Origin of the sequence: Streptomyces sp. 11-1-2 (assembly GCF_003595545.1) — a bacterium.
In the GTDB taxonomy this organism is placed as follows: Bacteria; Actinomycetota; Actinomycetes; order Streptomycetales; family Streptomycetaceae; genus Streptomyces; species Streptomyces hygroscopicus_B.
Window position 1 is genome coordinate 4216328 of record NZ_CP022545.1, and the last position, 26203, is coordinate 4242530.

Genomic DNA, 26203 nt, shown 5'->3' on the forward strand with positions numbered 1-26203 from the left:
ACCCCCACGGGCCAGCCCTTCACGGCTTCGGCGTGGTGCGGCGCAGCGCCGCACGGGCCGGGAGCGCCGTCGCCGCGAGGCCGAGCGCCACGGCGGCGCCCGCGAAGCCCGCGTAGGTGAGCGGCGGCACGTACGGGTCCTCGCCGGTCAGGCCGCGCATCATCGGCACCAGCGTGGCCATCGCGATCGCCGTTCCCAGGGCGATGCCCGCCGTGGCCACCAGCAGCGCCTCCCAGCGCACCATCCCGAGCACCTGCCGCCGGGTGGTGCCGATCAGCCGCAGGGTGCCCAGTTCCCGGCGGCGGTCCAGCACCGTCATGACCAGGGTGTTGACGGCGGCGACGGCGGCGAACCCACCGAGGACGGCCGCCATGACGGTGTTGGCCCAGGCGTTCAGCTTCCGGTCCTCGTCCTGGGCCGCCGCGTAGCCGTCCCGGTCGGTGACCTGCTCGCCGAGCCGGCCCAGCGCCGCCGCGACGGCCTTACGGTCCGCCCCCTCCGTGTCCCGCACCAGCACATCGCTGTCGAACGACGACGTCACATGGCCGGCCAGAGCTGTACGGGGCAGGGTGAGCTCGGCGATCCCCAGCCCGCGCCCGTAGATCGCGACCACGGTGGGCGAGATCCTCGTACCGTCCGGGAGGTGGAGGGCGAGCCGGTGCCCGACCCGGGCGTGGGCCGCCTTCGCCAGGAGCGCGTCGACCGCCACCCGGCCCGGCCCCAGGGCGTCCAGGCGGCCCTTACGGACGTCCAGGTCCTGTACGGCCGCCAGGTCGCGGCCGCTCCCCGAGACGCCCTGTGTCGACGCGGTCCGCAGCCAGCGGCCGTCGCCCGAGCCCGCCGGGACCAGCACCCCCGTGCGCAGCAGCCCCACCGACGCGGCCACGCCCCGTACGGAACCGGCGCGGGCCGCGGTACCGGAGGGGAGCCCGTCCGGGGCGGAGATCACCTGGTCGGCGACGATGCCCGCCCGCCGCTGGCGGTCGCCCGCGCGGTCTTCGCTGGTGTGCATGAACACGAGCGTCGAGGCGAAGGCCATGGCCAGCACGATGGGGGTGATCGCCGAGGCCAGGCGGCGGGCGTTGGCCCGGCTGTTGGCCGAGGCCAGATGGGCCGACGCCGGTCCCGCGCGCAGCGGCAGACCGATCAGCCAGGCGCACAGCCGGGCGATGACCGGGCCGAGCAGGGCCACGGCGAGCATGAACAGCATCACGACCCCGAGCGCGGCGTTGGCCGCGTCGTCGCCGGAGGCGGAGGCGGCGACCCCGGTCATGACGATGCCGCCGACGAGGGCCGCGACACCGAGGACCGTACGGATCACACCGGGCCGCAGCCGTTCGACGGCCGCCTCGCCGAGCGCCCGCCCCGGCGGGATCCGCGCCGGGCGGCGGGCGGCCATCAGGCCGGCCAGGAGCGAGGTGAGAAGCCCCGCGCCGACGGCGGTGACGAGCGGGATCCAGGAGACGGAGAGCTCCACGGGTCCGGGGATGGCGCCCTTCTCCTTGAGCTGTCCGAACCACCAGTGGGCGAGCGCGTACCCGGGCAGCAGGCCGACCGCGCCCGCGAGCGGTGCCACCAGGACCGCCTCGGCCGCGACGGAGCGGCGGATCTGGCGCGGGGTGGCGCCGATCGCCCGCAGCAGGGCCACCTCGCGGCCGCGCTGCCCGACGGAGAGGGCGACGGTGCCCGCCGTGGTGAAGACGGCGACGGCGGTCGCGATCCCGCCGAAGGAGCCGCCGATCCCCATGAGCGTCTCCCTGGCGTTCGCGAGCGCGGGCTCCTCGATCGCGCCGCGGTCGCCGCCGGTGTGCACGCGCGGGGAGTGCGCCGCGCCCTTCACGGTCCGCTCCAGATGGGCGGCCAGCCGGTCCGGCGTGGTGCCGGGGCGGGGGCGGACGAGGACGGCGTCCACAGTGGTGGGATGGCCGCTCAGCGCCTGGGCCCGGCGGTCGGTGAACCACGCCGTAAGGCCGTCGGCGTCGGCGCCGCCCGCCTTACGGGTCACACCGGAGACCTGGAACGTGTGGCGGCCGTCCGGCGCCGTCATCGTGATCCGGCCGCCGACGCCGGTACCCGCCGCACGGGCCGCCCCGGGGCTGAGGACCGCCTCGCCGTCACGGGGCGCCGCGCCCGAGGCGAGCGCCACCCCCGTGAAAGGTGCCGCGCCCCAGCCATGGCCGGTGAGCGCCCCATCGGCGGTGCGGAGAGGGAAGGTCATATCCGGGGCCGCTGCCGCGGCCCCCTGGGTGCGGGCGGCGGTGGCCACCAGGGAGGCGTCGAGCCGGGCGCGGTCGGGTACCTGCTCGGATTCGTCCGAGCGGTCGTCGCCATGGCCGATGACGTAGTGCACCCGCTGGTCGGCGGCGACCACGACCGGGGCGCTCGCATAGCGCTGCGGCGGTACGGAGGCCCGGATCCCGGTCTCCAGCAGGATGCCGCACGCGGACACGATCGCCGCGGCCACGGCCAGGGCGATGAAGGTGCCCGCGAAGGCGGACGGCTTGAAGCGCACGGCGGCGCGGGCCAGCCCGTTGGTGAGCGGCTTCACCGGACCCCCTCCGCGGCCCAGGCCGTGGCAGGGGCCGGAGTGCGGGCGGTGAGGCGGGTCATCCGCTCGGCGATCTCGTGCGCCGGGGCGCGGAGGAGCCGGTCGGCGATCGCGCCGTCGGCGAGGAAGAGCACGCGGTCGGCGTAGCTCGCGGCGACCGGGTCGTGCGTGACCATCACGACGGTCGCGCCCATCGCGTCCACGGCCTGCCGCAGGAGGGTGAGCACCTCGGCGGCGGTGTTGGTGTCCAGGGCGCCGGTCGGCTCGTCGGCGAAGACCACGTCGGGGCGGGTGACCAGGGCGCGGGCGATGGCCACGCGCTGCTGCTGGCCGCCGGAGAGCTCACCGGGCCGCCGCCTGGTCTGTTCCCCCAGCCCGACCTGGGCGAGCACCTCACGGGCCCGGTGGCGGTCGGGGCGGGTGCCCGCGAGCCGCATCGGGAGCAGCACGTTCTGCTCGACGGTCAGGGAGGGGAGGAGGTTGAAGGACTGGAAGACGAACCCGAGGCGGGCGCGGCGCAGCGCGGTGAGCTTGTTCTCACTCATTCCGGTGATTTCGGTGCCGCCGAGCCGCACGGACCCGGCGGTCGGCCGGTCGAGCCCGGCGGCGCACTGCAGGAACGTCGACTTGCCGCAGCCCGAGGGGCCCATGACGGCGGTGAAGCTGCCGCGCGGCAGGGCGAGGTCGATGCCGCGCAAGGCGTGGACGGCGGTGCGGCCGCGGCCGTAGCGGCGCTGGATGCCGTGGAGTTCGATGGCATGGGCGTCGTGGTGCGGCGCCGGTGCCGCCGTCTCTCGCCGCTTGCGCAGCCGCATGGTGGTGACCCTTCCGAGGAGTTCGCCCGATTCCCCTCGAACGTACGGATCGCGGCCCCTCGGCAGCCATGACGGCGACCGGCGTATCCGGGGTGGGGTTAACCCCCGCCGGGACCTCGCGGGCAGGCGCCATCGGGCGGTCGGGCGGGAAAGGTGCGGCTACTGGCGGCAGATCAGCAGCAGGGCCCGGTCGTCGTTGACGTCCTTCGCGACCGTCTCGATCAGATGCCAGGCCGCGCCGTGGAAGCCGGAGCCGACGTAGCGGTCCGCCTCGCCCGTAAGGCGGTCGATGCCTTCGCTGATGTCCCGGTCGGCGGTCTCGACGAGGCCGTCGGTGAAGAGCATCAGGACGTCGCCGGGGCGGAGGGTGCCCTTGGTGGGGTCGAACTGGGCGCCGTCGTAGACGCCCAGCAGCGGACCGTCGGCGGACTTCTCCTCCCACTTGCCGGTGCCCGCGCTCAGCTGGAGCGCGGGCAGATGTCCGGCGGAGAAGAGCTCGAAGTCGCCGCTGTCGAGGTCGAGGACGAGATGGATGGAGGTCGCGAAGCCCTCGTCCCAGTCCTGGCGCAGGAGATAGCCGTTGGCGGCCGGGAGGAAGCCGTGCGGGGGCAGGGAGCCGAGGAGGCCGCCGAAGGCGCCGGAGAGCAGCAGGGCGCGCGAGGCGGCGTCCATGCCCTTGCCGGAGACGTCGGTGAGGACGACCTCGAGGGTGCGGCCGCCGCCGGTGCGGGCGGCCACGACGAAGTCACCGGAGAAGGACTGTCCACCGGCCGGGCGCAGCGCCATCTCGCGGTGCCAGCCACGCGGCAGACCGGGCAGCTTGCTCTGGACGCGGATGCGCTCGCGCAGGTCGAAGAGCATGGTGCCGCCGCGCCGCCAGGGCACCCCGACGCGGCTGCGGAACTGGGCGATCAGCAGGCCGAAGAAGCCCACGGCGGCGACGACCAGGATGGTGCCGGGGGTGACCCGGGAGGAGGCGTCCTCCTCGGTGTACGGGCCGAGCACGGCGGACTCCACGATCAGGGCCGTGGCGGCCGCCGCGTAGAGGGCGAGCAGGCTGGCGGGGCGCAGCAGCAGCCCGCCCGCGACGATGGGCAGGACGAGGGCGGACGGGGAGCACCAGTCGGGCTGGGCGATGGTGCCTCCGGCGATGGCGGGGATGCCGAGGAGCAGCGCCGTCAGGGCGAGCCGGTCGGAGCCCTCGCCGCGGAAGTAGTCCACTCCGGCTTTGCGCACGCCTGTGCGAGCCCGGTGCAGAGCTCTGCGCATCCGGGCCCACGGAGTGTCCACGCCGCCAGTCATTGCATCGGGACCCTACCCACCCGTTCGGACGCGCGTCGATTCGTGGCGCGTTGAACCACCCTGCCAGGGGGGCAATAGTAAGCGAAATTCGTTCGCGTGTACGGGAAACGGCTGCTAGGGATGGGAATATGAGGACTGAGCTGCGTGTGCTCGACCCATCGATTTGGGATGATTGGTACGGAAAACTGGTACTCGCATTCGGAGGAGTTCCCGAAGCGCCGGAGGAATCCGCGCTCTGGAGGGAGTTGACCGAATGCGAGCGCTCGATCGGCGTCTGGGACGGCGCCGACATCGTCGGCACGGCGGGGCTGTTCAGCTTCCGGCTGTCGGTTCCCGGCGGGGCGATCGTCCCCACGGCCGGTGTCACGATGGTGAGCGTGCAGGCCACGCACCGGCGGCGCGGAGTGCTGCGGAGCATGATGCGGCGGCAGTTGGACGACATACGTGCGGCGGGCGATGAGCCGCTGGCCGTTCTGACCGCATCGGAACCGGACATCTACGGACGGTTCGGGTACGGCGCCGCCACGCAGAACGCCTACGCCGAGATCGACACCACCCAGGTGCGGCTGACCGTCCCCGAGGGCACCGACGACGTGCGGCTGCGCGTGGTGCCCCCGGAGTCGGCCGTCGAGACGTGCGAGGCCGTCTACGCCCGGCGGGTGTCCGCCCGGCCGGGCATGCTGGAGCGGCGCCCCGGCTGGGAGCGGCTGCCGCTGCTGGACCCGCCGGGCGAGCGCGAAGGGGCCTCCCCACTGCGCTGTGTGCTGGCCGAGTCGGGCGGCGAGGTCAGCGGCTATGCGCGCTTCGCGGTCAAGCCCGACTGGGATCTGGCCGGGCCGAAGGGCACGGTCATCCTGCGTGACCTGGAGGCCCTGGACCCGGCGTCCTACGCGGCGCTGTGGCGCCTGCTCTTCGAGCTCGACCTGACCTCGGTGATCCGGACCGGTTCCCGCCCGGTCGACGATCCGTGGCAGCACCTGGTCTCGGACATCCGGCGGTGCGGCGTAAGGCTGCGCGACTCGCTGTACGTCCGCCTGGTGGACGTGGGGGCCGCGCTCGAGAGGCGGACGTACACGGCCCCGGTGGACGCCGTCCTGGAGGTCACGGACCCCTTCTGCCCGTGGAACGAGGGGCGCTGGCGGCTGAGCGGCGACGCCAAGGGCGCCTCCTGCGAGCGGACACAGGACGCTCCCGATCTCCGGCTGGGCGTACGGGAGCTGGGGGCGGCGTATCTCGGTGGGGTTTCGCTGACCGCGCTGGCGGGTGCGGGACGCGTCCAGGAGATCCGTCAGGGCGCCCTTACGGAGGCAGCGACGGCTTTCGCCTCCCCGGTCGCCCCATGGTTGCCCCACGGCTTCTGACGGCTTCGGGGCGGCGGACGCGGCCCTGAGGGTGAGCGGCCCGGCGGCCGTTTCAAGGGCGCTGCCTTGCGGCTGCTGCCTTACGGTCGCCGCCTTACGGCCGTCGCCTTAGGGCCGCTGGCAGTCAGGGCACCAGAAGAGGTTGCGGGCGGCGAGATCGGCGGTACGGATCTCGCCACCGCAGACATGGCAGGGCTGTCCGGCGCGCCGGTAGACATAGACCTCACCGCCGTGGTCGTCCACGCGCGGCGGGCGGCCCATCGCCTCGGGGGTGTGCTCGGGGCGGACCGTGTCGATCCGGTTGTTCCGCACTCCCTCGCGCATCAGCGCCACCAGGTCGGCCCAGATCGCGTCCCATTCGGCGCGACTCAGCGCACGGCCGGGCCGGTAGGGGTCGATGCCGTGCCGGAAGAGCACTTCGGCGCGGTAGACGTTCCCGACGCCGGAGATCACCTTCTGGTCCATGAGCAGCGCGGCCACGCTGACCCGGCTGCGGGAGATCCGGGTCCAGGCCCGCTCGCCGTCGTCCGCCGGGCGCAGCGGATCGGGGCCCAGCCGGTCGTGGATCGCCTGCTTCTCCCCGTCGGTGATCAGCGCACAGGCGGTCGGGCCGCGCAGATCCGCGTAGCCCTCGGGGTTCACCAGCCGCAGCCGGACGGTGTCAGTGGCGGGCGGGGCGGGGGCCGGGCCGAAGGCGTACGTACCGAAGAGCCCGAGGTGGACGTGGACCCAGCCGGTGGCCGCGAAGTCCAGGAAGAGGTGCTTGCCGTGGGCCTCGGCGTGGTGCAGCGGCTGGCCGTCGATCAGCCCGGCGCCGTCGGCGAACTTCCCCTGTGGGCTGGTGGCCCGGACGGGCCGGCCGCCGAAGGTCTCGAGGTGGTCGGCGGCCAGCCGGTGGATCGTGTGCCCTTCGGGCATCAGTCGCCTTGCGGGTGGTGGGCCGGGATGGGCGGCAGCTCGCCGGTGGTCTCGTAGGCGCTGAGCATCTCGATGCGGCGGGTGTGCCGCTCCTCGCCCGAGTACGGGGTGTTCAGGAAGATCTCGACGAACTTGGTCGCCTCGTCCTGCGTGTGCATCCGGGCGCCGACGCTGATCACATTGGCGTTGTTGTGCTCACGGCCGAGGGCCGCGGTCTGCTCGCTCCAGGCCAGTGCCGCGCGCACCCCCTTGACCTTGTTCGCCGCGATCTGCTCACCATTGCCGGATCCGCCGATGACGATGCCGAGACTCTCCGGGTCGGCGGCGGTCCGCTCCGCGGCGCGCAGGCAGAACGGCGGGTAGTCGTCCTGCGAGTCGTAGACGTGCGGGCCGCAGTCGACGGCCTCGTGGCCGGCCGCGTTGAGCCACTCCACGAGGTGGTTCTTGAATTCAAAACCGGCATGATCCGAGCCGAGGTACACGCGCATGTAGCGAGTGTGTCATGGCCGTGTGACCCCCGCCGCTCCGGGTAGGCGTCGCACAAAACTCGGTAGTGCCAAGGAACCTCATGAAAACCTCAAGTAACAATCTGGAATCAAAGGTTCAACTGGCGGACCTCCTGAGATTCACTGGCGTCGCTCGTAACGCGAGAGCAAAGGAATCCAGCACATGAGCGCACAACCTGCGACCACGCCGGAGCAGCAGCAGGCACCCGGCGATCCGGGCTCGCCCGACGGCCTCAAAGCGGGGCTCAAAAACCGCCATCTGTCGATGATCGCGATCGGCGGGGTGATCGGCGCCGGTCTGTTCGTCGGCTCCAGCGCGGGTATCGCGAAGGCCGGTCCCGGCATTCTTGTCTCGTATGCGCTGGTCGGCCTCATGGTCGTCTTCGTCATGCGGATGCTCGGCGAAATGTCCGCCGCCAATCCCACCTCCGGCTCCTTCTCCGCCTACGCCGACCGGGCGCTCGGCCGCTGGGCCGGTTTCTCCATCGGCTGGCTGTACTGGTTCTTCTGGGTCGTGGTGCTGGCGGTCGAGGCCACCGCCGGCGCCAAGATCCTGGAGGGCTGGTGGCCGGCGGTCCCGCAGTGGGGCTGGGCCCTGATCGTCATGGTGGTGCTCACCGCGACCAACCTGGTCTCGGTCGGCTCCTACGGTGAGTTCGAGTTCTGGTTCGCCGGGATCAAGGTCGTGGCGATCGCCGCGTTCATCGTGGTCGGCGGGCTCGCGGTCTTCGGAGTACTGCCGCATTCGGACAACGAGGGCGCGGGCCTGGCCCACCTCACCGATCACGGCGGTTTCCTGCCGAACGGGCCGGGCGCCATCCTCACCGGTGTGCTGCTGGTGGTCTTCTCCTTCATGGGCAGCGAGATCGTCACCCTCGCGGCCGGTGAGTCCGAGAACCCGCAGCGGGCGGTCACCAAGGCCACCAACAGCGTGATCTGGCGTATCGCGGTCTTCTACCTGGGCTCGATCTTCGTCGTGGTCACGCTGCTGCCCTGGGACTCAAAGGCGATCGCCGACGACGGCAGCTATGTCGCGGCGCTGGACTCGATCGGCATTCCGCACGCCGGCGACATCATGAACGTGATCGTGCTGACCGCCGTGCTCTCGTGTCTGAACTCCGGCCTCTACACCGCCTCCCGCATGGCCTTCTCGCTCGGCCAGCGCGGCGACGCCCCGGCCGCCTTCGCCCGCACCAACGCCCGTGGCGTGCCGGCGGCCGCGATCCTCGGCTCGGTCGTCTTCGGCTTCGTCGCGGTCTGGTTCAACTACCAGTGGCCGGACACGGTCTTCACCTTCCTGCTGAACTCCTCGGGTGCGGTCGCGCTCTTCGTCTGGCTGGTGATCTGCTTCAGCCAGCTGCGGATGCGCGGGATCATCCTGCGCGAGAACCCCGAGAAGCTGATCGTCCGGATGTGGCTGTTCCCGTATCTGACCTGGGCGACGATCGCGATGATCTCGTTCGTCCTGGTCTATATGCTCACCGACAAGGACGGGCGCGAGCAGGTGATCCTCTCCGCGCTGGTGGCCGCGCTCGTGGTGGCCTTCGCCCTGGTCCGGGACCGCCTCGTGGCCGGCCGCGGCCCCGACCCGGCCGCCTCCTCCGACGCCTCCGCCAAGGAGACGGCGGCCCCGTAGAGGCACTCTCTGCTGAATTCCCCTGTGCCCCTGGGCGACGGTGTACCGGCCGCCGCCCGGGGGCACAGCCGTGTCCGGGGACTGGGTCCACGGGCTGGGTCCGGGGTCAGACGACGCGCGGAAGGACCCGCTCCGCGAAGGCCCGGACCGCGTCCAGCACCCCCATGCCCCGGTGCCCGACGCCGGGCACGATGTCGAGGGTGACGTCGATGCCCAGCGCGGTGTAGTTGTCCCGCAGCGCGGTGATGCGCTCCACGCGGGTGCGGCCGACGGCGTCGGCGCCGTCCATCCAGTTGGAGTCACCGGGGTTGTTGATCTCCCAGGTCTCGGTGTCCTCCGCCCCGACCGCCATGTGCACGGGCACCTTACGGATCTCATCCAGCCGCAGCGGCACCCCGAAGCGCTCCTCGAACCCCGCCGTGCCCAGCCACCACTCGCGGTCGGGATCGATCAGCGTGACCCGGCCGGGCGCGCCGATGGACACTCCGCTGAGCCGCTCGGGGTGCAGATACAGGAAGCGGTGCGCGAACTGCCCGCCGCCCGAGAAGCCCTGCAGCAAAAAGCGCTCGGTGTCGATGTGGAACCGCTCCCCCGCCTCGGCCACCATCGCCAGCAGTTCCTCGTCGTAACGGATGCCGCCGTACTCGATGAACTTGAAGTTGTGCAGGTCCTCCGGGTCCCCGATGCCCGCCGGGAACAAGGGGGTGAGTACGACACAGCCGTGCCGCTCGGAGAACTCGGCCATCGCGTCCCGGTACTGGGCCGCGGTGCGCGCGGTGCCGTGCTGGATCACCATCAGCGGCAGCGGGGTGTCGGTGGTCTCGTGCACCGACGGGATGTGCAGGCCGAACGAGAACCGCTGGTCGTGCCGTGAGGCGAACCAGGTGGTGGAGCCGGTGCGGTAGAACGCCTTGGTGGTCTTGACGCGGGGGGTGGTCACGTATCGCTTCCTTCTGCCGTGGCGGGTGCCGCCACGATCCGGGGCGGTCCGCACACCGCTCAAGATGATTGCCTCCTGAGCGTCAATACCTTCGGTCGGTATGAGCGGCTCCTTCGGTCGGAACGAGCGGCGCCGCCGGTCTCAGCGGTGCAGCGCGGAGAGCAGATCGACGCCCAGGTTGCGCACCGCCGCCTCGTCCAGCTGGTAGTGCACCCGCGCGCCCTCCCGGTGGGTGTGCACCATTCCGGCCTCCCGCAGCTTGCGCAGATGCCGCGACATCTGCGGGGGCGTCATCTCGAACTGGGTGGCCAGCTCCGTCGTCGTCATCGACTGCCGCAGCAGCGCCCGGCACATCCGGATGCGCAGCGGCTCGTCCAGCGCCCGCAGCCCGCGCATCACCACATCCAGGGCGGTTGGCTCCGCGCCCGCCGCGTCGCGCACCGGGTACTGCACCACGACCGGGTATCCGGGGTAGTGCTTGATCGCGAGATGCGGGTTGATGTGCAGCGACGGCACCAGCAGACAGGGGCTGTCGGCGAGGCTGGCCCGCGCGTAGTAGAGCTTGTCGAAGACCACCCGCGGCGGGTCCTGCTCCATGCGGGCGGCGGGGAATCCGGCCAGCACGGCCGCCCCGTAGCGGGACTGTTCATGACCGCGGATCCGGGCGTCGGCCTCCAGGGTCGCGCGCAGCCGCGTCCACTCCGCCTCGAAGACCTCCTCGGCCACGGCGGACAGAAAGGCGAGCAGGCTGTCGCGGAAACCTGCCGGGTCGGCCAGCAGCCGCAGCCCCAGGTCGAACCGGCGCTCGGAGAGCTGCCGCAGCCGGGCCAGGAAGCGCTCCGGCGAGCGGCCGCCGCGCCGGGATCCGGAGCCCGGGCCATGGCCGTTCTTGCCGACGAGCGCCTGCTCGGTCATGGTCGTGAACGTCTCCTCGTCCAGCCGCGCCACCTCCGCCAGCTCCTCCTCCAGGTCGCGCTCCGGGCCCGGGGTGAGGGGCAGCAGATAGCGGGCGCGGAAGGCGCCCCACAGCGGCGCCCACAGCCCGGCCCGCTCCAGCAGCCGTTCGTCCGCGCCGTGCAGGACCGCCCCCACCCAGCGCCGGCTGGCCGGATGGTGGCGTGGCCCGTCCAGCGCGTGCAGACAGGCGCACAGCTCGGCGAGCGGGGACAGGCGGGTGCTGATGCGGTGCTCCGGGGCGGGCCCCAGCTCGATCACGACGGGCATCCGGGCAGCGTCGGCCATTGACGCCTTCCAGTCAATCGTCTTGTGGGGGCCGTCGGCGGAGGCGCAAGCTCCAGCCCACTTCGCCTTCCCCTCCCTCGCCTGGAGCGTCCCCATGCCTCCTCTCCTCAGGAACGGCCCGCGGCTGGCAGCGGTGGTCGCCCTCGTGGCCACGGTGAGCAGTGCGTGCACCATCGGTTCGCTGGACGACTCGGGCGCCGTCGCCGACTACCCCTCCCGCGGGCTGTCGATCCTCGCTCCCGGGAGCGTCGGCGGCGGCTGGGACGCACGGGCGCGCGGCATCGGTTCGGCGCTCACCACCTGCAAGACCATCGACGAGGACGTCACGGTCACCAACGCCCCGGGGGCAGGTGGCACCATCGGGCTCGCCCGGATGGCGGGGCGGGGAGGCGATCCGTACCAGCTGATGACCATGGACACGGTGACCATGATCGGCGGCGCCATCCAGAACCACTCGCCCGTGAAGCTGTCCGAGCTCACGCCCGTTGCCGGGCTCACGGTGAGTACGACCGCGATCGTGGTGCCGGCCCGTTCCTCCTTCCGCGACCTGCGCTCGGTGCTGGCAGCCATGCGGAAGGACCCCAAGCAGACGTCCTGGGTGGGCGGTTCGCTGGGCGGCCCGGACCACATCACGGTGGCCGCCCTCGCCAAGGCCGCGGGCGTCCCGGCGCGCAAGGTCACCTATGTGCCCACCGGTGGCGGCGGGGAAGTGCTCAACCTGCTGCTGAGCGGGGCCTCGAAGGTCGGTCTGTCCACGCTGACGGAGGTCCGTCCGCAGATCGAGGCCGGAAAGCTGCGGGTCCTCGCGGTCAGCGGCGACAAGGCCCCCGAGGGCATCGACGCCCCCACCCTCTCCGCACTCGGCTACGGCGACGAGAGCGTGGTGAGCGTCGGCGGGGTCATGGCCCCGCCCGGGCTGAGCGACGACGAACAGCGGGCGATCGTGAAGGTGGTGGACCGGATGCGCCGGACTTCGTGCTGGAAGCGGGCGTTGCGGCAGAACGACTGGAAGAGCGTGTGGGTGCCGGGAAAGACGTACGGCGCCCTGATCGACAAGCAGCAGCGCCAGGTCGGCCAGGCGCTCACGTCCGTGGGGCTCGGCTCATGAGCGCGCGGGACGAGGCGGTGAGCACACCGGGCGAGGCGGTGAGCGGGCGCGGCGCGGCGGTGAGCACACCGGGCGAGGCCGTGAGCGAGCGCGACGCGGCGGTGACCGCGCGGAACGATGTGGCGAGCCCGGCGCAGGATGCCGCGGGCGCGCCCGGCGGCGCCGCCCCGCCGGATGGGCCGCTCTGGGGGCCGCGGGTGGCCGCGCTGCTCTTCCTCGCCGCGGGTGTGGCCGTGCTGGGCTGGGCGTTCGCCATTCCGGAGGGGGCCATCGACCAGGACGTGGGCCCCCGGGCGTTCCCCCTGCTGGTCGGCGTGGGGCTGTGCGTCGCGGCGTCGGTCGCCGTCGTCCAGGCGTTCCGCGGCAGCGACCCGGTGCAGGCCGAGCAGGCGCGCGAGGAGACCCGGCTCACCGAGTGGCGCCCGGTGGCGGCCCTGCTCGCGCTGCTGGTCGGCTATCTGTTCGCGCTCGCCCCCTGTGGCTACTGGCAGTCGACCGCCGTGCTCTTCGCACTGGTCGCGCGGGTGCTCGGCAGCCGCCGACTCCTCCGTGACGCCCTGATCGGCCTGGTGCTCGCGCTGGCCGTGTACTTCCTCTTCGACCGTCTGCTGGGCATCCATCTGCCGCCCGGCATCGTCCGATTGGCGTTCTGACCATGGATGTCCTCAACGACCTCATGGGCGGTTTCGGCAGCGCCTTCAGCCCCATGCATCTGCTGCTGGCGTTCGCGGGCTGCACGCTGGGCTCGCTGGTCGGCGTGCTGCCCGGTCTGGGTCCCGCCACCACGGTGGCGCTGCTGCTCCCGCTCACCTTCGTCTTCGACCCCACCGGAGCGCTGGTGCTCTTCGCGGGCATCTACTACGGCGGGATGTACGGCGGTTCCACCACGGCCATCCTGCTGAACGTGCCCGGGGAGACGGCGTCGGTCCCCACGACCCTGGAGGGCCATCCGATGGCCCGATCGGGGCGCGCCGGGGCCGCGCTCGCCACGGCCGCCATCGGCTCGTTCGTGGCGGGCACGATCTCCACCGTCGGGATCACCTTCGCGGGCCCGGCCATGGCGCAGATCGCCGAGAAGATCCAGCCCGCCGAGTACTTCGCCGTGATGATCCTCGCCTTCGCCACGGTCACCGCGGTCGTGGCCGACGCCCCGGCGCGCGGGCTGTGCAGCCTCTTCCTGGGCCTGGCCATCGGGCTCGTCGGCATCGACAGCCTCACCGGCCAGGCGCGCTACACCTTCGGGGTGCCGGAGCTGTACGACGGGATCCAGATCGTGGCCGTCGCCGTCGGCCTCTTCGCGATCGGGGAGGCGCTCTACACCGCGGCCCGGTTGCGGCGGGCGCCCGAGGAGCGGGTGCTCCCGGTGGGCGGCAAGATCGGGATGAGCCCCGAGGACTGGCGGCGGTCCTGGAAGCCGTGGCTGCGGGGTACGGCGATCGGCCTGCCGATCGGCGCCCTGCCCGCGGGCGGCGCGGAGATACCCACGTTCCTGAGCTACAACGTGGAGAAGCGGCTGTCCCGGCACAAGAAGCAGTTCGGCAAGGGCGCCATCGAGGGGGTGGCGGGCCCCGAGGCCGCCAACAACGCCGCGTTCTCCGGGGTGTTGATGCCTCTGCTGACGCTGGGCATCCCCACCTCCGCGACGGCCGGGGTGCTGCTGATCGCGTTCCAGATGTACAACGTGCAGCCCGGCCCGCAACTGTTCGAGACCCAGTCGGCGCTGGTCTGGACGCTGATCGCCAGCCTCTACATCGGCAATGTGATGCTGCTCGTGCTCAACCTGCCGCTGATCCCGCTGTGGGTGAAGCTCCTCCGGCTGCCGCGCCCGCTGCTTACGGCAGGCATCCTGGTCTTCGCGGCCCTGGGGGTGTACGCGCTGTCGCAGAACGCGGTCGACCTCGGCATCGCGGTGCTCTTCGGCGTCCTGGGCTTCGGCATGCGCCGCACCGGCTATCCCGTCGCCCCGCTGATCCTGGGCGCCGTGCTGGGTCCTATGGCGGAGACCCAGTTCCGGCGTGCGCTGGCCTTCAGCGAGGGCGACTGGACGATCTTCTTCACCCGCCCGCTCTCCGCGGCGATCCTGTGCCTGTCGCTGATCACCCTGGTCGGCCCGATGGCCGCACGGGCGATCCGCCGGACGCGGGGGCGGGCGCCGGAGACCGCGGGCTGACCGCCGTGGACCACCGGGGCCCCGCGCGAGCCGTCCGCGCGGGGCCCGGTGGCGTCGGGGGACGGTTTCCCCACGCACACCTCTTGTCATCGACCGGCCGGGTCCACAGAATCCTTCGCAGATCAGCTACGACCCATATCGCGAACATGGTTCGATATATCGAATGGGAGTGGTTTCCTTATGCGCCTTGTCCTCCTCGGCCTGTCACGCTTATTCCGCCCCGACCGGCCACGCCCCCGATCACGGCCCCGATCACGGCCCAGGCGCCTGACCGGGGCACTGCCGGCCGTTCTGCTGTCCGTTCTGCTGACCGTCACCGGGCTGGGCTTCACCGGGCTGGGCTTCACCGGGCTGGGCTTCACCGGGCCGGGCGCCGTGGCATACGCGGCGACCTCGGCCCCCGCCGCGCCCGCCCCGCAGATCGACGTACCCGCCGCGCCCATGGGCTGGGCCTCGTGGAACAGCCTGGCCAGCCAGATCGACTACGACACGATCAAGGCCCAGGTGGACGCGCTGGTGTCCTCCGGCATGGCCGAGGCCGGGTACGAGTACGTCAACATCGACGAAGGCTGGTGGTGGGGCACCCGCGACAGCAAGGGCAACATCACCGTCGACTCCCAGCAGTGGCCCGGCGGGATGAAGGCCATCGCCGACTACATCCACAGCAAGGGGCTCAAGGCCGGGATCTACACCGACGCCGGTAAGAACGGCTGCGGCTACTTCTACCCCACCCCGCCGGGCACCCCGCCCGCCCCGGGCAGCGGCAGCGAAGGCCACTACGAGCAGGATCTGCGGGCCTTCCAGGAGTGGGGCTTCGACTACGTCAAGGTCGACTGGTGCGGGGGCCAGGACGAGGGGCTCGACCAGGAGGCCACCTACAGGGCCCTCAGCGAGGCGAACAAGGCGGCGACCGCCGTCACCGGCCGCCGTCTCGTGCTGTCGCTGTGCGAATGGGGCTCGGGCCGACCGTGGAACTGGGCCCCGGGCGCGGGCGATCTGTGGCGTACCAGCACCGACATCATCTACTGGGGGCAGACGCCCTCGGCCACCGCGATGCTGTCCAACTTCGACCAGGGCCTGCACCCCACCGCCCAGCACACCGGCTACTACAACGACCCGGACATGCTTACGGTCGGCATGAAGGGTTCCAACGCGACGCTCGACCGCACCCATATGAGCCTGTGGGCGATCTCCGGCGCCCCGCTGCTCGCCGGGAACGACCTCACCACCATGACGCGGGAGACCGCCGCCAACCTCACCAACCCCGAGGTCATCGCCGTCGACCAGGACCCGCGCGGGCTGCAGGGGGTGAAGGTCGCCGAGGACGCCGCGGGGCTGCAGGTGTACGCCAAGGTGTTGTCCGGCACCGGGCAGCGCGCCGTGCTGCTGCTCAACCGCACCTCCGCCGCCAAGCCCATCACCGCCCGCTGGACCGACCTCGGGCTGACCGGCGCCGCCGCCTCCGTCCGCGACGTCTGGAAGCGCGCCCCGGTGGGCACCCACAGCGGCGGCTACACCGCCACCGTCCCGGCCGGTGAGGCGATGCTGCTGACCGTCTCGGGCACGGAAGCCCCCGGCACCACCTACCAGGGCACCGGCTCCCTCACCGTCACGGCCAAGACGGCGGGGCTGAAACTGGCCGACCTCACCTACGCCAACGGCGGCACCGCCCCGCGCACCGCCACCCTCCGCGTGGGCGGCCAGTACGCCACCACGCTCGCCCTGCCGCCCACCGGCTCCGCCACCGCCCGCCGCACCGTCTCCGTCCTGCTCTCGCTGGCCAAGGGCGCCAACACGGTGACCTTGAGCGGCGGCCCGGACACCATCACCGTCCAGGACCTCCCCGGCACCGACGGTGCCGAGATCATCGGCGCCGCTTCCGGGCGCTGCGTCGATCTGGACCAGAACACGATCTCCAACGGCGCCCAGGCTCAGCTCTGGGACTGCCAGGGCGGCCAGAACCAGCTCTTCCGGCTCACCTCGCGCAATGAACTGACCGTCTACGGCAGCAAATGCCTGGGCGCCGAGAAGGACGGCACCGCCGACGGCACGAAGGTCGTCATCGGCGACTGCACCGGTGCCACCGGCCAGAAGTGGCAGGTGAACGCCTCCGGCGCCCTCGTCCACCAGGGCTCCGGCCGCTGCCTGGACGCCTACGACAACGGCACCGGCAACGGCACCCGGCTGGTGCTGTGGAGCTGCCACAACGGCTCGAACCAGCGCTGGACCCTCACCTGAGGACACCACTCCCACCAACGGCAGGGCCCCCGCGCGAGTCGACCGCGCGGGGGCCCCTTTTCCGCCTGCCCGGTGTTCGGTGAGAAGACGATCACGCAAGCAGGTGGTCTGGCGGGCGCTCCGGGTTACGGGGCCAGCAGCAGGTTGTGGGCGCGCTCCTTGGCGGCCGTGTAACGGCGCGCCACATCCTGCCAGTTGACGACCTTCCACATGGCCTCGATGAAGTCCACCTTCTGGTTCTTGTACTGCAGATAGAAGGCGTGCTCCCAGGCGTCGAAGACCAGGATCGGCACCGAGCCCTGCCCCACGTTCCCCTGGTGGTCGTAGACCTGCTCGACCACCAGCCGCCCGCTGACCGGCTCGTACGCCAGCACACCCCAGCCCGATCCCTGGGTGGTGGCGGCGGCCTTGGACAACTGGGCCTTGAAGCCCGCGAAGGATCCGAAGTGCTCGGCGATGGCGTCGGCCAGCTCTCCGACCCCGTCCCTCTCCAGCGGCTCGCCGCCGCCGTCACCGGTCATGTTGTGCCAGTAGATGCTGTGCAGGATGTGGCCGGACAGATGGAAGGCCAAGTTCTTCTCGAGCCCGTTGATCGAGCCCCACTGATCCTTGTCCCGCGCCTCCGCGAGCTGCTCCATCGTGTCGTTCGCGCCCTTGACGTACGCGGCGTGGTGCTTGTCGTGGTGCAGCTCGATGATCTCGGGGCTGATGACCGGGGCCAGCTCCGAGTAGTCGTACGGAAGTTCAGGAAGTGTGTAGATGGCCATGCGAAGCCCTTCGGACCGCGTTATTGCAATTAACTTGCAAGTACACGCTAGCAGCAAGAGCGTTTTCCGCCACCGCGTGCACGCCGGTCGGGCCGGGGCGCCGTGCACCGGGAGTGGCCTGATCTGATCCATCCGCAGAGTGAACGGCGGACCTATGATCAAAGGTCGCTCGAAGGGGGAGGGCATGGATCCGCAGATCGCCGATCTCGCCAGGACGGCGGGCACCACCATGGTCACGCTGATGGCCACCACCGCCTGGGAGTCGGCCAGAGACGGCCTCGTCTCGCTCTGGCAGCGGTTCCAGCCCGCCAGAGCCGACGGCATCGGCGAGGAGTTCGAGGCGAGCCGCGCCGATCTGCTGCTCGCGCGTGAGACGGGCGACGAGGACTCCGAGGCGGAGCTGGCCGCCGAATGGCAGGGACGGGTGCGCCGACTGCTGGTGGCCCAGCCGGAGGTGGCGGACGAACTGCGCCGCATCCTGGATGAGTTGAACCCCCGCCGCCCCGATCAACGACCCGCCGTCGGCGAGATCCACATGACGGCCGAGGCGTCCGGCAGCGGCCGGGTCTACCAGGCCGGCCGCGACCAGCACATCACCGAGCGATGAGCGGGCCGGGCCCCATCGACGGCCGCGCGTCCGGCCAGGGCCGGGTCTTCCAGACCGGCGGCGACCAGTACATCGAGGAGCATCACCACCACTACGAGCCCGGCGCGGCCCCGCTGCTCGCGCCGGTCTCGACTGCCACTCGGGGCATGACCGCCCCCGACTCCGTCCGCGTCCCGCTCGTCGGCCGTGCGCCGGGCATCCTGCGGGACCGCGCCGACCTCATGGAGCGCCTCCGGGCAGCCGTCACCGGCCCCGGTGGTGACGTTCACGTCCTGCACGGCCTGGGCGGCTGCGGCAAGACGGCGGTGGCGCACGCCCTCTTCACGGAGGCCGTAAGGGACCAGGGACGCATCGGACTCTGGGTGAACGCATCGGAGCGGATCTCCCTGCGAGCGGGCATGCTCGCCGTGGCGGGCGACCGGGGCGCGACCACGGGGGAGCTGGCCGCCGCGGCCAGCGGCCAGCGTGCCGCCGCCGACCTCGTCTGGCACTACCTGGACCACTCAGCCCAGCGCTGGCTGCTGGTCCTGGACAACGCCGACGACCCGACGGTCCTGGAGGAGGGCGGCTGGCTGCGCACCAGCCCGCTCGGCACGGTCCTGGTGACCACGCGGCACGCGACGTCGCCGCTGTGGCGGGGCACCGGGTCGGCACGGCACCCCGTCGGGGTGCTGCCGGAGGCCGACGCGGCACAGGTCCTCTGCGATCTGGCGCCGGACGCCGGTACCGTCGAATCGGCCCAGAAGGTGGCGCGACGGCTGGGCTGTCTGCCGCTGGCCCTGACCCTGGCGGGTTCGCATCTGTCGCATCAACTCCTGGAGTCGTGGTCGATGGACGAGTACGACCGGAAGCTGAGTGAGGACTCGACGGCGCTCGTCGACCAGGGCGCGGCAGGTACGGGCAGCGGCCAGTCCCGCCACTTGGTGGGCCGCACCTGGCAGTTGTCCCTGGACGCCCTCGCCGGACAGGGGCTGCCGGAGGCGACCACATTGCTGCGGCTGCTGTCCTGCTGGGCGGCGGACCCGGTGCCGCTGTCTCTGCTGATGCCGGTGGCGCGGGGAGAGGTGCTTCTCGGCCACCTCGACCCGCCGCTTGCCGCGGACCGGGTCGAGCCCGCGCTGCGCGGTCTGCTCGACCACTCGCTGATCGGCATGGTCGAGGCGGACGGCCGTCGGTGCGTACAGGCTCATGGGGTGCTGCTGGACAGCGTCGCGGTAGGGGTTCCGGAGGGGCAGCGTGCGGCGCTGGCCGAGGCGGCGGGGCGGTTGCTGGAGGCGGCGCTGCCGCCGGAGGATGCCGCGCCGGTTGAGACACGTACCGAGTTGCGGCTGCTGGCCCCGCACGCCTCCCGTTTGCTGCACGGCTCGCCGGGCGAAGGGGCGGCCCGGCTGGCCGTCCGCGTCGTGGAACAGCTCTTCACGGCGGGTGACTTCGCAGTGGCGTTGTCGATGTCCGTGGCCGTCACGGACGTGGCCGAGCGCCTTCTGGGCGAGGAGCACCCCGTGGTCCTGAGCGCGCGCCACATCATGGGCCGGACCCAGCACCGCATGGGGCACTACACGGAGTCAGAGACGACGCTCAGGAAGGTGCTGCGGAGCCGCGAGCGGATTCTCGGCGTCGATCATCCCGACACTTTGCGCACGTGTGCCGTTTTGCATGTGCCGGTCGCCATCCTCGGCCATGTGGAAGAAGCGGTGCACCTGCTGCGACGCGCGATCGCCGGGCAGCGGCGGGTGCTCGGCGAAGACTCCGGGGAGACGCTTTTCAGTCGAGCGTGGCTTCTTGAGGTTCTGCCGCGGCTCGGCGACTCGGAGGAGTTCGACGAGGCGGCCCGGGTCGTCGAGGACTGTGAGCGCGCATTACCACACGGCCACCTAGCAACCCTCATGGCCCACCACAACCATGCCGAGGGGCTGAGGGTGCTGGGCCGATACATGGAGGCCGAGCCGGTGGCCCGCCGTGCCCTGGCCGAGCGCATCCGCTTCCAAGGTCCCGATCACCCGCAGACCCTCGCGGCCTTGAATCTGAAGGCACGGGTCGCCCACGGGCTCGGCAAGCTGGACGAGGCCACCGCGACGCTCCGGGAGGTGGTCGAGCGCCGCGAACGGGTGCTCGGCCCCGAGCACCCGTTCGTCACGCAGAACCGTGAGTCGCTCGCCGAATGGCAAGCGCAGGCCGAAGCCCAATCCCGGCCCTGATCAGCCCTCCTGCCGCGCCGCCGCCGTCCGCTGCCGTACGTATCCGATGATCGCGAGCGCGATCGCCATCACGGCCGTGGCGTAGAGCTGGCTGCGGGTGTCGCTCTCGCGCAGCATCAGCACCAGCACTCCGACCGTCGCGGCCAGGGCGACCCAGGTCAGGTACGGGAAGAGCCACATCTTCACCACGAGCTTTTCCGGCGCCTCGCGCTGCAGGCGGCTGCGCATGCGCAGTTGGGCGGCGGCGATGAAGCCCCAGACCACCAGTACCGCGGCGCCGACCATGTTGAGCAGCCACTTGAAGATGGTGTCCGGCCACCAGTAGCTGAGCAGCACCGCGACGAAGCCGAAGAAGGAGGAGGCGAGCACGGTGAGGCGGGGGACGCCACCGGTGACGCGGCCCAGGAAGGCGGGGCCCTCGCCGCGGGTGACCAGGGAGTAGGACATGCGGGAGGCGCCGTAGATGTTGGCGTTCATCGCGGAGAGCAGCGCGATCAGCACGATCACGTTCATGATGTCCCCGGCCGCGGGGATGTCGAGGTGGTTGAGGACGGCGACGTAGGGACCCTCGGCGACCAACGCCTTGTCGTTCCACGGGATCAGCGTGACCACGACCACCATCGAGCCGACGTAGAAGAGGGCGATGCGCCACATCGCGGTGCGCACCGCGCCCGCGACGCTCTTGACCGGGTTCTCGGACTCGGCCGCCGCGATCGTCACCGTCTCCAGTCCGCCGTAGGCGAAGACGGAGGCCAGCAGGCCGACGACCATGCCGTTCACGCCGTTGGGGAGGAAGCCGCCGTCACCGGTGAGGTGGGAGCCGCCGGGGGCGTCGGTGCCCGGCAGGACGCCGAGGATCGCGAGTACGCCGAGGACGAGGAAGATCGTGATCGCGGCGATCTTCAGCGCGGCGAACCAGAACTCGAACTCGCCGAAATTGCTGACCGCCGCCAGGTTCGTCGCGCAGAACATCGCCATGAAGAGGGCGACCCACATCCAGGAGTCGGTGCCCGGGAACCACTGGACCATGATCCCGGCCGCGCCGATCGCCTCGGCGGCGATGCCCACGCACAGCAGGATCCAGAACATCCAGCCGACCGTGAACCCCGCCCAGGGCCCGATCGCCCGCTCGGCGTGCACGGAGAACGAGCCGGAGGCCGGGTTGGCCGCCGACATCTCGCCGAGCATCCGCATCACGAGCATCACCAGCAGCCCGGAGACCGCGTAGGCCACCACGATCGACGGACCGGCGGCGGCGATTCCGGCGCCGGAGCCGACGAACAGCCCCGCGCCGATCACACCCCCGAGGGCGATCATCGACAGATGGCGCTGCTTGAGGCCGTGGGAGAGCGGTGGCGTGGCGGTCGCGCCCGTGCCGGTCGCCTCGGCGGTGCCGGATGGCCCGGAGGACGCGGATGTCCGGTTCATTCTTCTTCTCTGTCCCTTACGAGGCGGGCGGGCGGATGCAAAACGTCCCTAGTGTGAAGGGCGCGTCCTATCAGGACAACATCACGACCAAACTTTTCTGGATATCGGACACCTGCGTCACGCTCCGTATCGGGTGTCTCTGCCAGAAGCCGCCAAGCCGATGCGTCCGGCTTTGTGGTCATCCGACGGTGTCCGGGGCCCGCGCGTTGGGTTAGCGTCGCCGTATCCACCCTCTGACCTGGGAGCATCGCTGATGAGCACGGTTTCTGCCGCCGCCACACCCGGTACGGTCCTCGCGGACGCGGTCTTTCCCGCGCGGCGCGTCCTGGCCCGGGACACCGCGCTGGTCATCGGGGGCGCCGTGCTCACCGGTCTCGCCGCCCAGATCTCGGTGCCGGTCCCCGGTTCGCCGGTGCCGGTGACCGGCCAGACGTTCGCCGCCCTGCTGGTGGGCACCTCGCTGGGCGCCCGGCGCGGCTTCCTGTCGCTGGCGCTGTACACCCTGGTCGGCATGGCGGGCGTGCCGTGGTTCGCCGAGGGCAGCTCCGGCGCCGCCATGCCGTCCTTCGGCTATGTGCTGGGCATGCTGCTGGCGGCGACCGTGGTGGGCGCGCTGGCCCGGCGCGGCGGTGACCGCGGGGTGCTGCGCACCGCGGGCACCATGGCGGTCGGTTCGGCGGTCACCTACGCCGTGGGCGTCCCGTATCTCGCGCTGGCCACCCACAGCTCCCTCGGCGAGGCGGTCGCGGCCGGGCTCACCCCGTTCCTGATCGGGGACGCGCTGAAGGCCGCGCTGGCGATGGGCGCGCTGCCGGCCGCCTGGAAGCTGGTGGGCCGCCGGGGCTGAGCCCCCTGCCCCCGGGCACAGCGCCCGGGCATGGCCACTCGGCCGCCCATGCGTGTGCCCACGCATGGGCGGCCGGGAAGCGAAAAGGGCCCCCGCGCGGTCGACTCGCGCGGGGGCCCTGCCGTGGCGGCGGCTCAGGCGGTCAGTCGAAGATCGGGCCGACCGTACGGGTCCGCTTGATCTCGTAGAAGCCGGGGATCGAGGCGACCAGCAGCGTGCCGTCCCACAGCTTGGCGGCGTCCTCGCCCTTGGGGGCGGGGGTGACCACCGGGCCGAAGAAGGCGACCTGCTCGCCGTCCGAGCCCGGGACGGCGATGACGGGGGTGCCCACGTCCTGGCCGACCAGGTCGATGCCCTCCTTGTGGGAGGCGCGCAGCTCGGTGTCGTACGCGTCGGAGTCGGCGTAGTCGGCGAGGTCGGCGGGGAGACCGGCCTCCTCGAGGGCGGCCACGATCGTCTCGCGGTTCCCCCTCTCCAGGCCCTGGTTGTGGTAGCGGGTGCCGAGCGCGGTGTAGAGGGGGCCGAGGACCTCGCTGCCGTGCTGCTGCTCGGCGGCGATGCAGACCCGGACCGAGCCCCAGGCGGTCTTCATCAGCTCGCGGTACTCCTCGGGCAGCTCATCGAGCTTGGGCTCGTTGAGCACGGCGAGGCTCATGACGTGCCAACGCACCTCGACCGGGCGCACCTTCTCCACCTCGAGCATCCAGCGCGAGGTCATCCAGGCCCAGGGACACCCCGGATCGAACCAGAAGTCGGCGGGCGTCTTGGCAGTCTCGGTCATGGTTTCTCCTCAAGCGGGCGCGTGGTCATCGCAAATGAATAGAGAACTGGCTACCTGACCCAACGCGGGCGGGAGGGGAGCCCATTCCCCGATACCGGCTGTCGGTGCACCGTGACATGATTTCCGCTGTCCGATATCCGAGATGCGAGACATTGCCGAGGGAGCCGCGTCGTGCCCGGTGAGAACCTGACCCGTGACGAGGCCCGTGCGCGGGCGAAGCTGCTCACCGTCGAGGGTTACGAGGTTGCGCTCGATCTGCGGTCCGCCGTCGGTGAGCACACCGGGTCCGGGCCGCGCACCTTCCGCTCCACGACCACGATCCGCTTCCGCTGCGCCGAGCCGGGCGCGGCGACCTTCGCCGATCTGCTGGCGCCCTCGGTGACCTCGGTGCGGCTCAACGGCCGGGAGCTGGACGCGGCGGCGGTCTTCGACGGCTCCCGGATCGCCCTGGAGGGGCTCGCCGCGGAGAACGAGCTGGTGGTGGACGCGCAGTGCGCCTACAGCCGGACCGGCGAGGGCCTGCACCGCTTCGTGGACCCGGAGGACGGCGAGGTCTACCTCTACACCCAGTACGAGCCGGCCGACGCCCGCCGGGTCTTCGCCAACTTCGAACAGCCGGATCTCAAGGGCCCGTTCACCTTCTCGGTGACCGCCCCGGAGGGCTGGACGGTGCTGAGCAACGGGACGGTGGACCGGGTCGAGCCGTCCGGTGCCGGCGATGGTGCCGCGACCAGCCACTTCGTCCCGACCCGGCCCATCTCGACGTACATCACGGCCGTGCTCGCCGGTCCGTACCACCACGAGTGCGACCTCTACCGCCGCACGCTGCCGGACGGCTCCGAGCTGGAGATCCCGCTGGGCGCGCTGTGCCGCAAGGGGCTGGCCAAGCACTTCGACGCGGGCGACATCTTCACGGTCACCAAGCAGGGTCTGGACTTCTTCCACGACCACTTCGACTATCCGTACCCGTTCGGCAAGTACGACCAGGCGTTCGTGCCGGAGTACAACCTCGGCGCGATGGAGAACCCGGGCTGTGTGACCTTCCGGGAGGAGTTCATCTTCCGCGGCAAGGTCACACAGGCGTCGTACGAGAACCGGGCCAACGTCATCCTGCACGAGATGGCGCATATGTGGTTCGGCGACCTGGTGACCATGGAGTGGTGGGACGACCTGTGGCTCAAGGAGTCGTTCGCCGACTTCATGGGGGCCTTCGCCCTGGTCGGGGCGACCCGCTTCGCCGACGGCTGGATCACCTTCGCCAACCGCCGCAAGGCCTGGGCCTACCGCGCCGACCAGTTGCCCTCCACCCACCCGGTCACGGCCGACATCCGTGATCTGGAGGACGCCAAGCTCAACTTCGACGGGATCACGTACGCCAAGGGCGCGTCCGTGCTCAAGCAGCTGGTGGCCTACGTCGGGCAGGACGCCTTCCTGGAGGGCGCGCGGCGCTACTTCAAGCGGCACGCGTACGGCAACACCCGGCTGTCGGATCTGCTGTCGGTGCTCGGCGAGACCTCTGGGCGGGACATGGCCACCTGGTCGCGCGCCTGGCTGGAGACCGCGGGGGTCAACGCGCTCACCCCGCAGGCCACCTATGACGCCGAGGGGCACATCACCGAGCTGGCGGTGGAGCAGGAGGCCGCCGAGAGCCACCCCACGCTGCGGCCGCACCGGGTGGCGGTGGGGCTGTACCGCAAGGAGGCCCCGGCCGGTGAGCGCCCCGGGGCACTGGTGCGCTACGCCCGCGCCGAGGTGGACGTCGACGGTCCCCGTACGGTCGTCCCCGAGCTGACCGGCGTCTCCCGGCCCGATCTGATCCTGGTCAACGACGACGACCTCACCTACTGCAAGATCCGCTTCGACGAGAGGTCGCTGGACACCCTGCGCCAGCACCTGGGCGAGCTGACCGACCCCCTCGCCCGCGCGCTGAGCTGGTCCGCGCTGTGGAACCTCACCCGTGACGCGCTGCTGCCCGCCCGCGACTATCTGGAGCTGGTGCGGCGGTTCGCCGGGGCCGAGAGCGACATCGGCGTGCTGCAGATGGTCCAGGCGTGGGCGCTGTCCGCCCTGCACCACTACTCGGCGCCGGACGCGCGCGAGGCGGCGGGCGCCGAGGTCGCGCTGAGCGAGCTGCGGCTGGCCGAGCCGGGCAGCGGGCATCAGCTCGCCTGGGCGCGGTTCTTCGCGCAGGTCGCCGTCGCCGAGTCCGAGCTGCGGATGCTGAGCGGGCTGCTGGACGGCACGGCCCGGATCGACGGGCTGGATGTGGACCAGGAGCTGCGCTGGACGTTCCTGGCCGCGCTGGCCGCGAGCGGTCAGGCCGACGAGGCGCTGATCGGCGCCGAGCTGGCGCGCGACGACACCGCCTCCGGCAAGCGCCACCAGGTGCGGTGTCTGGCCGCCCGGCCCTCCGCCGCGGTCAAGGCCGAGGCATGGGACGCGGTGGTGGAGTCCGACCGCCTCTCCAACGCCCTGGTGGAGGCCACCATCTCCGGTTTCGACCAGCCGGGCCAGCGGGATCTGCTGGCGCCGTACGCGCCGCGCTACTTCGAGGTGATCGAGCGGATCTGGCAGGAGCGGTCGATCGAGATCGGGATGGCGATCGTGCGCGGGCTGTTCCCGGCCGCCCAGGGCGACGCCCGCGCCCTGGAGGCGGCCGACGCCTGGCTGGACGGCCACCCGGACGCGGCGCCCGCGCTGCGCCGGCTGGTCCTGGAGGCACGCGACGACCTCGCCCGCGCCCTGCGCGGGCAGCAATGCGACGAGAGGGCAGCCGCCTAAGGCGTACGCC

At 71.6% G+C, this 26203-nt stretch carries 20 protein-coding genes; 10 read left to right on the plus strand and 10 right to left on the minus strand.

The window, feature by feature from the left end:
- Positions 1–19: 19 nt before the first annotated feature.
- The 3 genes from CGL27_RS18000 to CGL27_RS18010 form a co-directional block, all read right to left on the minus strand.
- Complete coding sequence (locus CGL27_RS18000) at positions 20–2548, minus strand: ABC transporter permease (protein ID WP_119988395.1); 2529 nt, start codon at positions 2546–2548, stop codon at positions 20–22.
- Positions 2545–3363 (minus strand): ABC transporter ATP-binding protein, encoded by an 819-nt coding sequence (locus CGL27_RS18005; protein ID WP_078641426.1) that lies wholly within the window; start codon positions 3361–3363, stop codon positions 2545–2547. Before CGL27_RS18005 ends, CGL27_RS18000 begins: the two co-directional genes overlap by 4 nt.
- Before the next feature lie 159 nt (positions 3364–3522).
- The gene (locus tag CGL27_RS18010) at positions 3523–4665 is read right to left on the minus strand and encodes a PP2C family protein-serine/threonine phosphatase (protein WP_078641427.1); all 1143 of its coding nucleotides are present in this window, start codon (positions 4663–4665) and stop codon (positions 3523–3525) included.
- Positions 4666–4793: 128 nt separating this feature from the next.
- Here CGL27_RS18010 and CGL27_RS18015 point away from each other — a divergent pair, with 128 nt between their 5' ends.
- Positions 4794–6026, plus strand: coding sequence for a GNAT family N-acetyltransferase (locus CGL27_RS18015; protein WP_119988398.1), 1233 nt, complete (start codon positions 4794–4796; stop codon positions 6024–6026).
- 108 nt (positions 6027–6134) lie between these two features.
- On the opposite strand, the gene CGL27_RS18020 is transcribed toward CGL27_RS18015, so the two are convergent.
- Together CGL27_RS18020 and CGL27_RS18025 are read right to left on the minus strand one after the other, a co-directional pair.
- Positions 6135–6944 carry a DNA-formamidopyrimidine glycosylase family protein gene (locus tag CGL27_RS18020; RefSeq protein WP_119988401.1) on the minus strand — a complete coding sequence of 270 codons (810 nt, stop codon included), beginning with the start codon at positions 6942–6944 and terminating at the stop codon, positions 6135–6137.
- Positions 6944–7432, minus strand: coding sequence for a ribose-5-phosphate isomerase (locus CGL27_RS18025; protein WP_119988403.1), 489 nt, complete (start codon positions 7430–7432; stop codon positions 6944–6946). Before CGL27_RS18025 ends, CGL27_RS18020 begins: the two co-directional genes overlap by 1 nt.
- A 181-nt stretch (positions 7433–7613) precedes the next feature.
- Between CGL27_RS18025 and CGL27_RS18030 the strand changes: the two genes are divergently transcribed.
- Positions 7614–9086, plus strand: coding sequence for an amino acid permease (locus tag CGL27_RS18030; protein ID WP_078641430.1), 1473 nt, complete (start codon positions 7614–7616; stop codon positions 9084–9086).
- A gap of 106 nt (positions 9087–9192) precedes the next feature.
- Here the strand turns inward: CGL27_RS18030 and CGL27_RS18035 are convergent, their stop codons facing one another.
- Both CGL27_RS18035 and CGL27_RS18040 read right to left on the minus strand, forming a co-directional pair.
- Positions 9193–10026: a hydrolase gene (locus tag CGL27_RS18035; RefSeq protein ID WP_078641431.1), complete on the minus strand. Its 834-nt coding sequence runs from the start codon at positions 10024–10026 to the stop codon at positions 9193–9195.
- A gap of 141 nt (positions 10027–10167) precedes the next feature.
- A complete protein-coding gene (locus CGL27_RS18040) occupies positions 10168–11250 on the minus strand; it encodes a DUF5937 family protein (protein WP_119994439.1) in 1083 nt (360 codons plus the stop codon).
- Positions 11251–11362: 112 nt separating this feature from the next.
- Here CGL27_RS18040 and CGL27_RS18045 point away from each other — a divergent pair, with 112 nt between their 5' ends.
- The 4 genes from CGL27_RS18045 (at position 11363) to CGL27_RS18060 (ending at position 16784) form a co-directional block, all read left to right on the plus strand.
- Positions 11363–12376, plus strand: coding sequence for a tripartite tricarboxylate transporter substrate binding protein (locus CGL27_RS18045; RefSeq protein WP_119988405.1), 1014 nt, complete (start codon positions 11363–11365; stop codon positions 12374–12376).
- A complete protein-coding gene (locus CGL27_RS18050) occupies positions 12373–13029 on the plus strand; it encodes a tripartite tricarboxylate transporter TctB family protein (protein ID WP_240450541.1) in 657 nt (218 codons plus the stop codon). Before CGL27_RS18045 ends, CGL27_RS18050 begins: the two co-directional genes overlap by 4 nt.
- 2 nt (positions 13030–13031) lie before the next feature.
- Positions 13032–14546 carry a tripartite tricarboxylate transporter permease gene (locus CGL27_RS18055; protein ID WP_119988408.1) on the plus strand — a complete coding sequence of 505 codons (1515 nt, stop codon included), beginning with the start codon at positions 13032–13034 and terminating at the stop codon, positions 14544–14546.
- A 180-nt stretch (positions 14547–14726) separates the two neighbouring features.
- Positions 14727–16784 (plus strand): ricin-type beta-trefoil lectin domain protein, encoded by a 2058-nt coding sequence (locus tag CGL27_RS18060; protein WP_119988411.1) that lies wholly within the window; start codon positions 14727–14729, stop codon positions 16782–16784.
- A 125-nt stretch (positions 16785–16909) separates the two neighbouring features.
- On the opposite strand, the gene CGL27_RS18065 is transcribed toward CGL27_RS18060, so the two are convergent.
- Positions 16910–17551: a superoxide dismutase gene (locus CGL27_RS18065; RefSeq protein WP_059145691.1), complete on the minus strand. Its 642-nt coding sequence runs from the start codon at positions 17549–17551 to the stop codon at positions 16910–16912.
- A 184-nt stretch (positions 17552–17735) separates the two neighbouring features.
- Between CGL27_RS18065 and CGL27_RS50975 the strand changes: the two genes are divergently transcribed.
- Positions 17736–18158: a hypothetical protein gene (locus tag CGL27_RS50975; RefSeq protein ID WP_119994440.1), complete on the plus strand. Its 423-nt coding sequence runs from the start codon at positions 17736–17738 to the stop codon at positions 18156–18158.
- Complete coding sequence (locus CGL27_RS18075; protein ID WP_119988414.1) at positions 18155–20356, plus strand: tetratricopeptide repeat protein; 2202 nt, start codon at positions 18155–18157, stop codon at positions 20354–20356. The genes CGL27_RS50975 and CGL27_RS18075 overlap by 4 nt, the downstream gene beginning before the upstream one ends.
- Here the strand turns inward: CGL27_RS18075 and CGL27_RS18080 are convergent, their stop codons facing one another.
- Complete coding sequence (locus tag CGL27_RS18080; protein WP_119988416.1) at positions 20357–21784, minus strand: amino acid permease; 1428 nt, start codon at positions 21782–21784, stop codon at positions 20357–20359.
- A gap of 253 nt (positions 21785–22037) precedes the next feature.
- On the opposite strand from CGL27_RS18080, the gene CGL27_RS18085 reads away from it, so the two are divergent.
- Positions 22038–22631 carry a biotin transporter BioY gene (locus CGL27_RS18085; protein ID WP_119988420.1) on the plus strand — a complete coding sequence of 198 codons (594 nt, stop codon included), beginning with the start codon at positions 22038–22040 and terminating at the stop codon, positions 22629–22631.
- 142 nt (positions 22632–22773) lie between these two features.
- On the opposite strand, the gene CGL27_RS18090 is transcribed toward CGL27_RS18085, so the two are convergent.
- Positions 22774–23412, minus strand: a complete 639-nt coding sequence (locus tag CGL27_RS18090) for a DsbA family protein (RefSeq protein WP_119988422.1) — start codon at positions 23410–23412, stop codon at positions 22774–22776.
- Between the two features lie 171 nt (positions 23413–23583).
- Between CGL27_RS18090 and pepN the strand changes: the two genes are divergently transcribed.
- Positions 23584–26193, plus strand: a complete 2610-nt coding sequence (gene pepN / locus CGL27_RS18095; RefSeq protein WP_119988425.1) for an aminopeptidase N — start codon at positions 23584–23586, stop codon at positions 26191–26193.
- The last annotated feature ends 10 nt before the right edge of the window (positions 26194–26203 follow it).

What these genes read in the sequence shown, in the direction of transcription:
- CGL27_RS18020 (WP_119988401.1), bottom strand. Translation starts at nt 6,944, where the DNA reads ATGCCCGAAGGGCACACGATCCACCGGCTGGCCGCCGACCACCTCGAG.
- CGL27_RS18010 (WP_078641427.1), bottom strand. Translation starts at nt 4,665, where the DNA reads ATGACTGGCGGCGTGGACACTCCGTGGGCCCGGATGCGCAGAGCTCTG.
- CGL27_RS18065 (WP_059145691.1), bottom strand. Translation starts at nt 17,551, where the DNA reads ATGGCCATCTACACACTTCCTGAACTTCCGTACGACTACTCGGAGCTG.
- CGL27_RS18055 (WP_119988408.1), top strand. Translation starts at nt 13,032, where the DNA reads ATGGATGTCCTCAACGACCTCATGGGCGGTTTCGGCAGCGCCTTCAGC.
- CGL27_RS18050 (WP_240450541.1), top strand. Translation starts at nt 12,373, where the DNA reads ATGAGCGCGCGGGACGAGGCGGTGAGCACACCGGGCGAGGCGGTGAGC.
- CGL27_RS18060 (WP_119988411.1), top strand. Translation starts at nt 14,727, where the DNA reads ATGCGCCTTGTCCTCCTCGGCCTGTCACGCTTATTCCGCCCCGACCGG.
- CGL27_RS18040 (WP_119994439.1), bottom strand. Translation starts at nt 11,250, where the DNA reads ATGCCCGTCGTGATCGAGCTGGGGCCCGCCCCGGAGCACCGCATCAGC.
- CGL27_RS18030 (WP_078641430.1), top strand. Translation starts at nt 7,614, where the DNA reads ATGAGCGCACAACCTGCGACCACGCCGGAGCAGCAGCAGGCACCCGGC.
- CGL27_RS18045 (WP_119988405.1), top strand. Translation starts at nt 11,363, where the DNA reads ATGCCTCCTCTCCTCAGGAACGGCCCGCGGCTGGCAGCGGTGGTCGCC.
- CGL27_RS18090 (WP_119988422.1), bottom strand. Translation starts at nt 23,412, where the DNA reads ATGACCGAGACTGCCAAGACGCCCGCCGACTTCTGGTTCGATCCGGGG.
- CGL27_RS18075 (WP_119988414.1), top strand. Translation starts at nt 18,155, where the DNA reads ATGAGCGGGCCGGGCCCCATCGACGGCCGCGCGTCCGGCCAGGGCCGG.
- CGL27_RS18080 (WP_119988416.1), bottom strand. Translation starts at nt 21,784, where the DNA reads ATGAACCGGACATCCGCGTCCTCCGGGCCATCCGGCACCGCCGAGGCG.
- CGL27_RS18005 (WP_078641426.1), bottom strand. Translation starts at nt 3,363, where the DNA reads ATGCGGCTGCGCAAGCGGCGAGAGACGGCGGCACCGGCGCCGCACCAC.
- CGL27_RS18025 (WP_119988403.1), bottom strand. Translation starts at nt 7,432, where the DNA reads ATGCGCGTGTACCTCGGCTCGGATCATGCCGGTTTTGAATTCAAGAAC.
- CGL27_RS18085 (WP_119988420.1), top strand. Translation starts at nt 22,038, where the DNA reads ATGAGCACGGTTTCTGCCGCCGCCACACCCGGTACGGTCCTCGCGGAC.
- CGL27_RS18015 (WP_119988398.1), top strand. Translation starts at nt 4,794, where the DNA reads ATGAGGACTGAGCTGCGTGTGCTCGACCCATCGATTTGGGATGATTGG.
- CGL27_RS50975 (WP_119994440.1), top strand. Translation starts at nt 17,736, where the DNA reads ATGGATCCGCAGATCGCCGATCTCGCCAGGACGGCGGGCACCACCATG.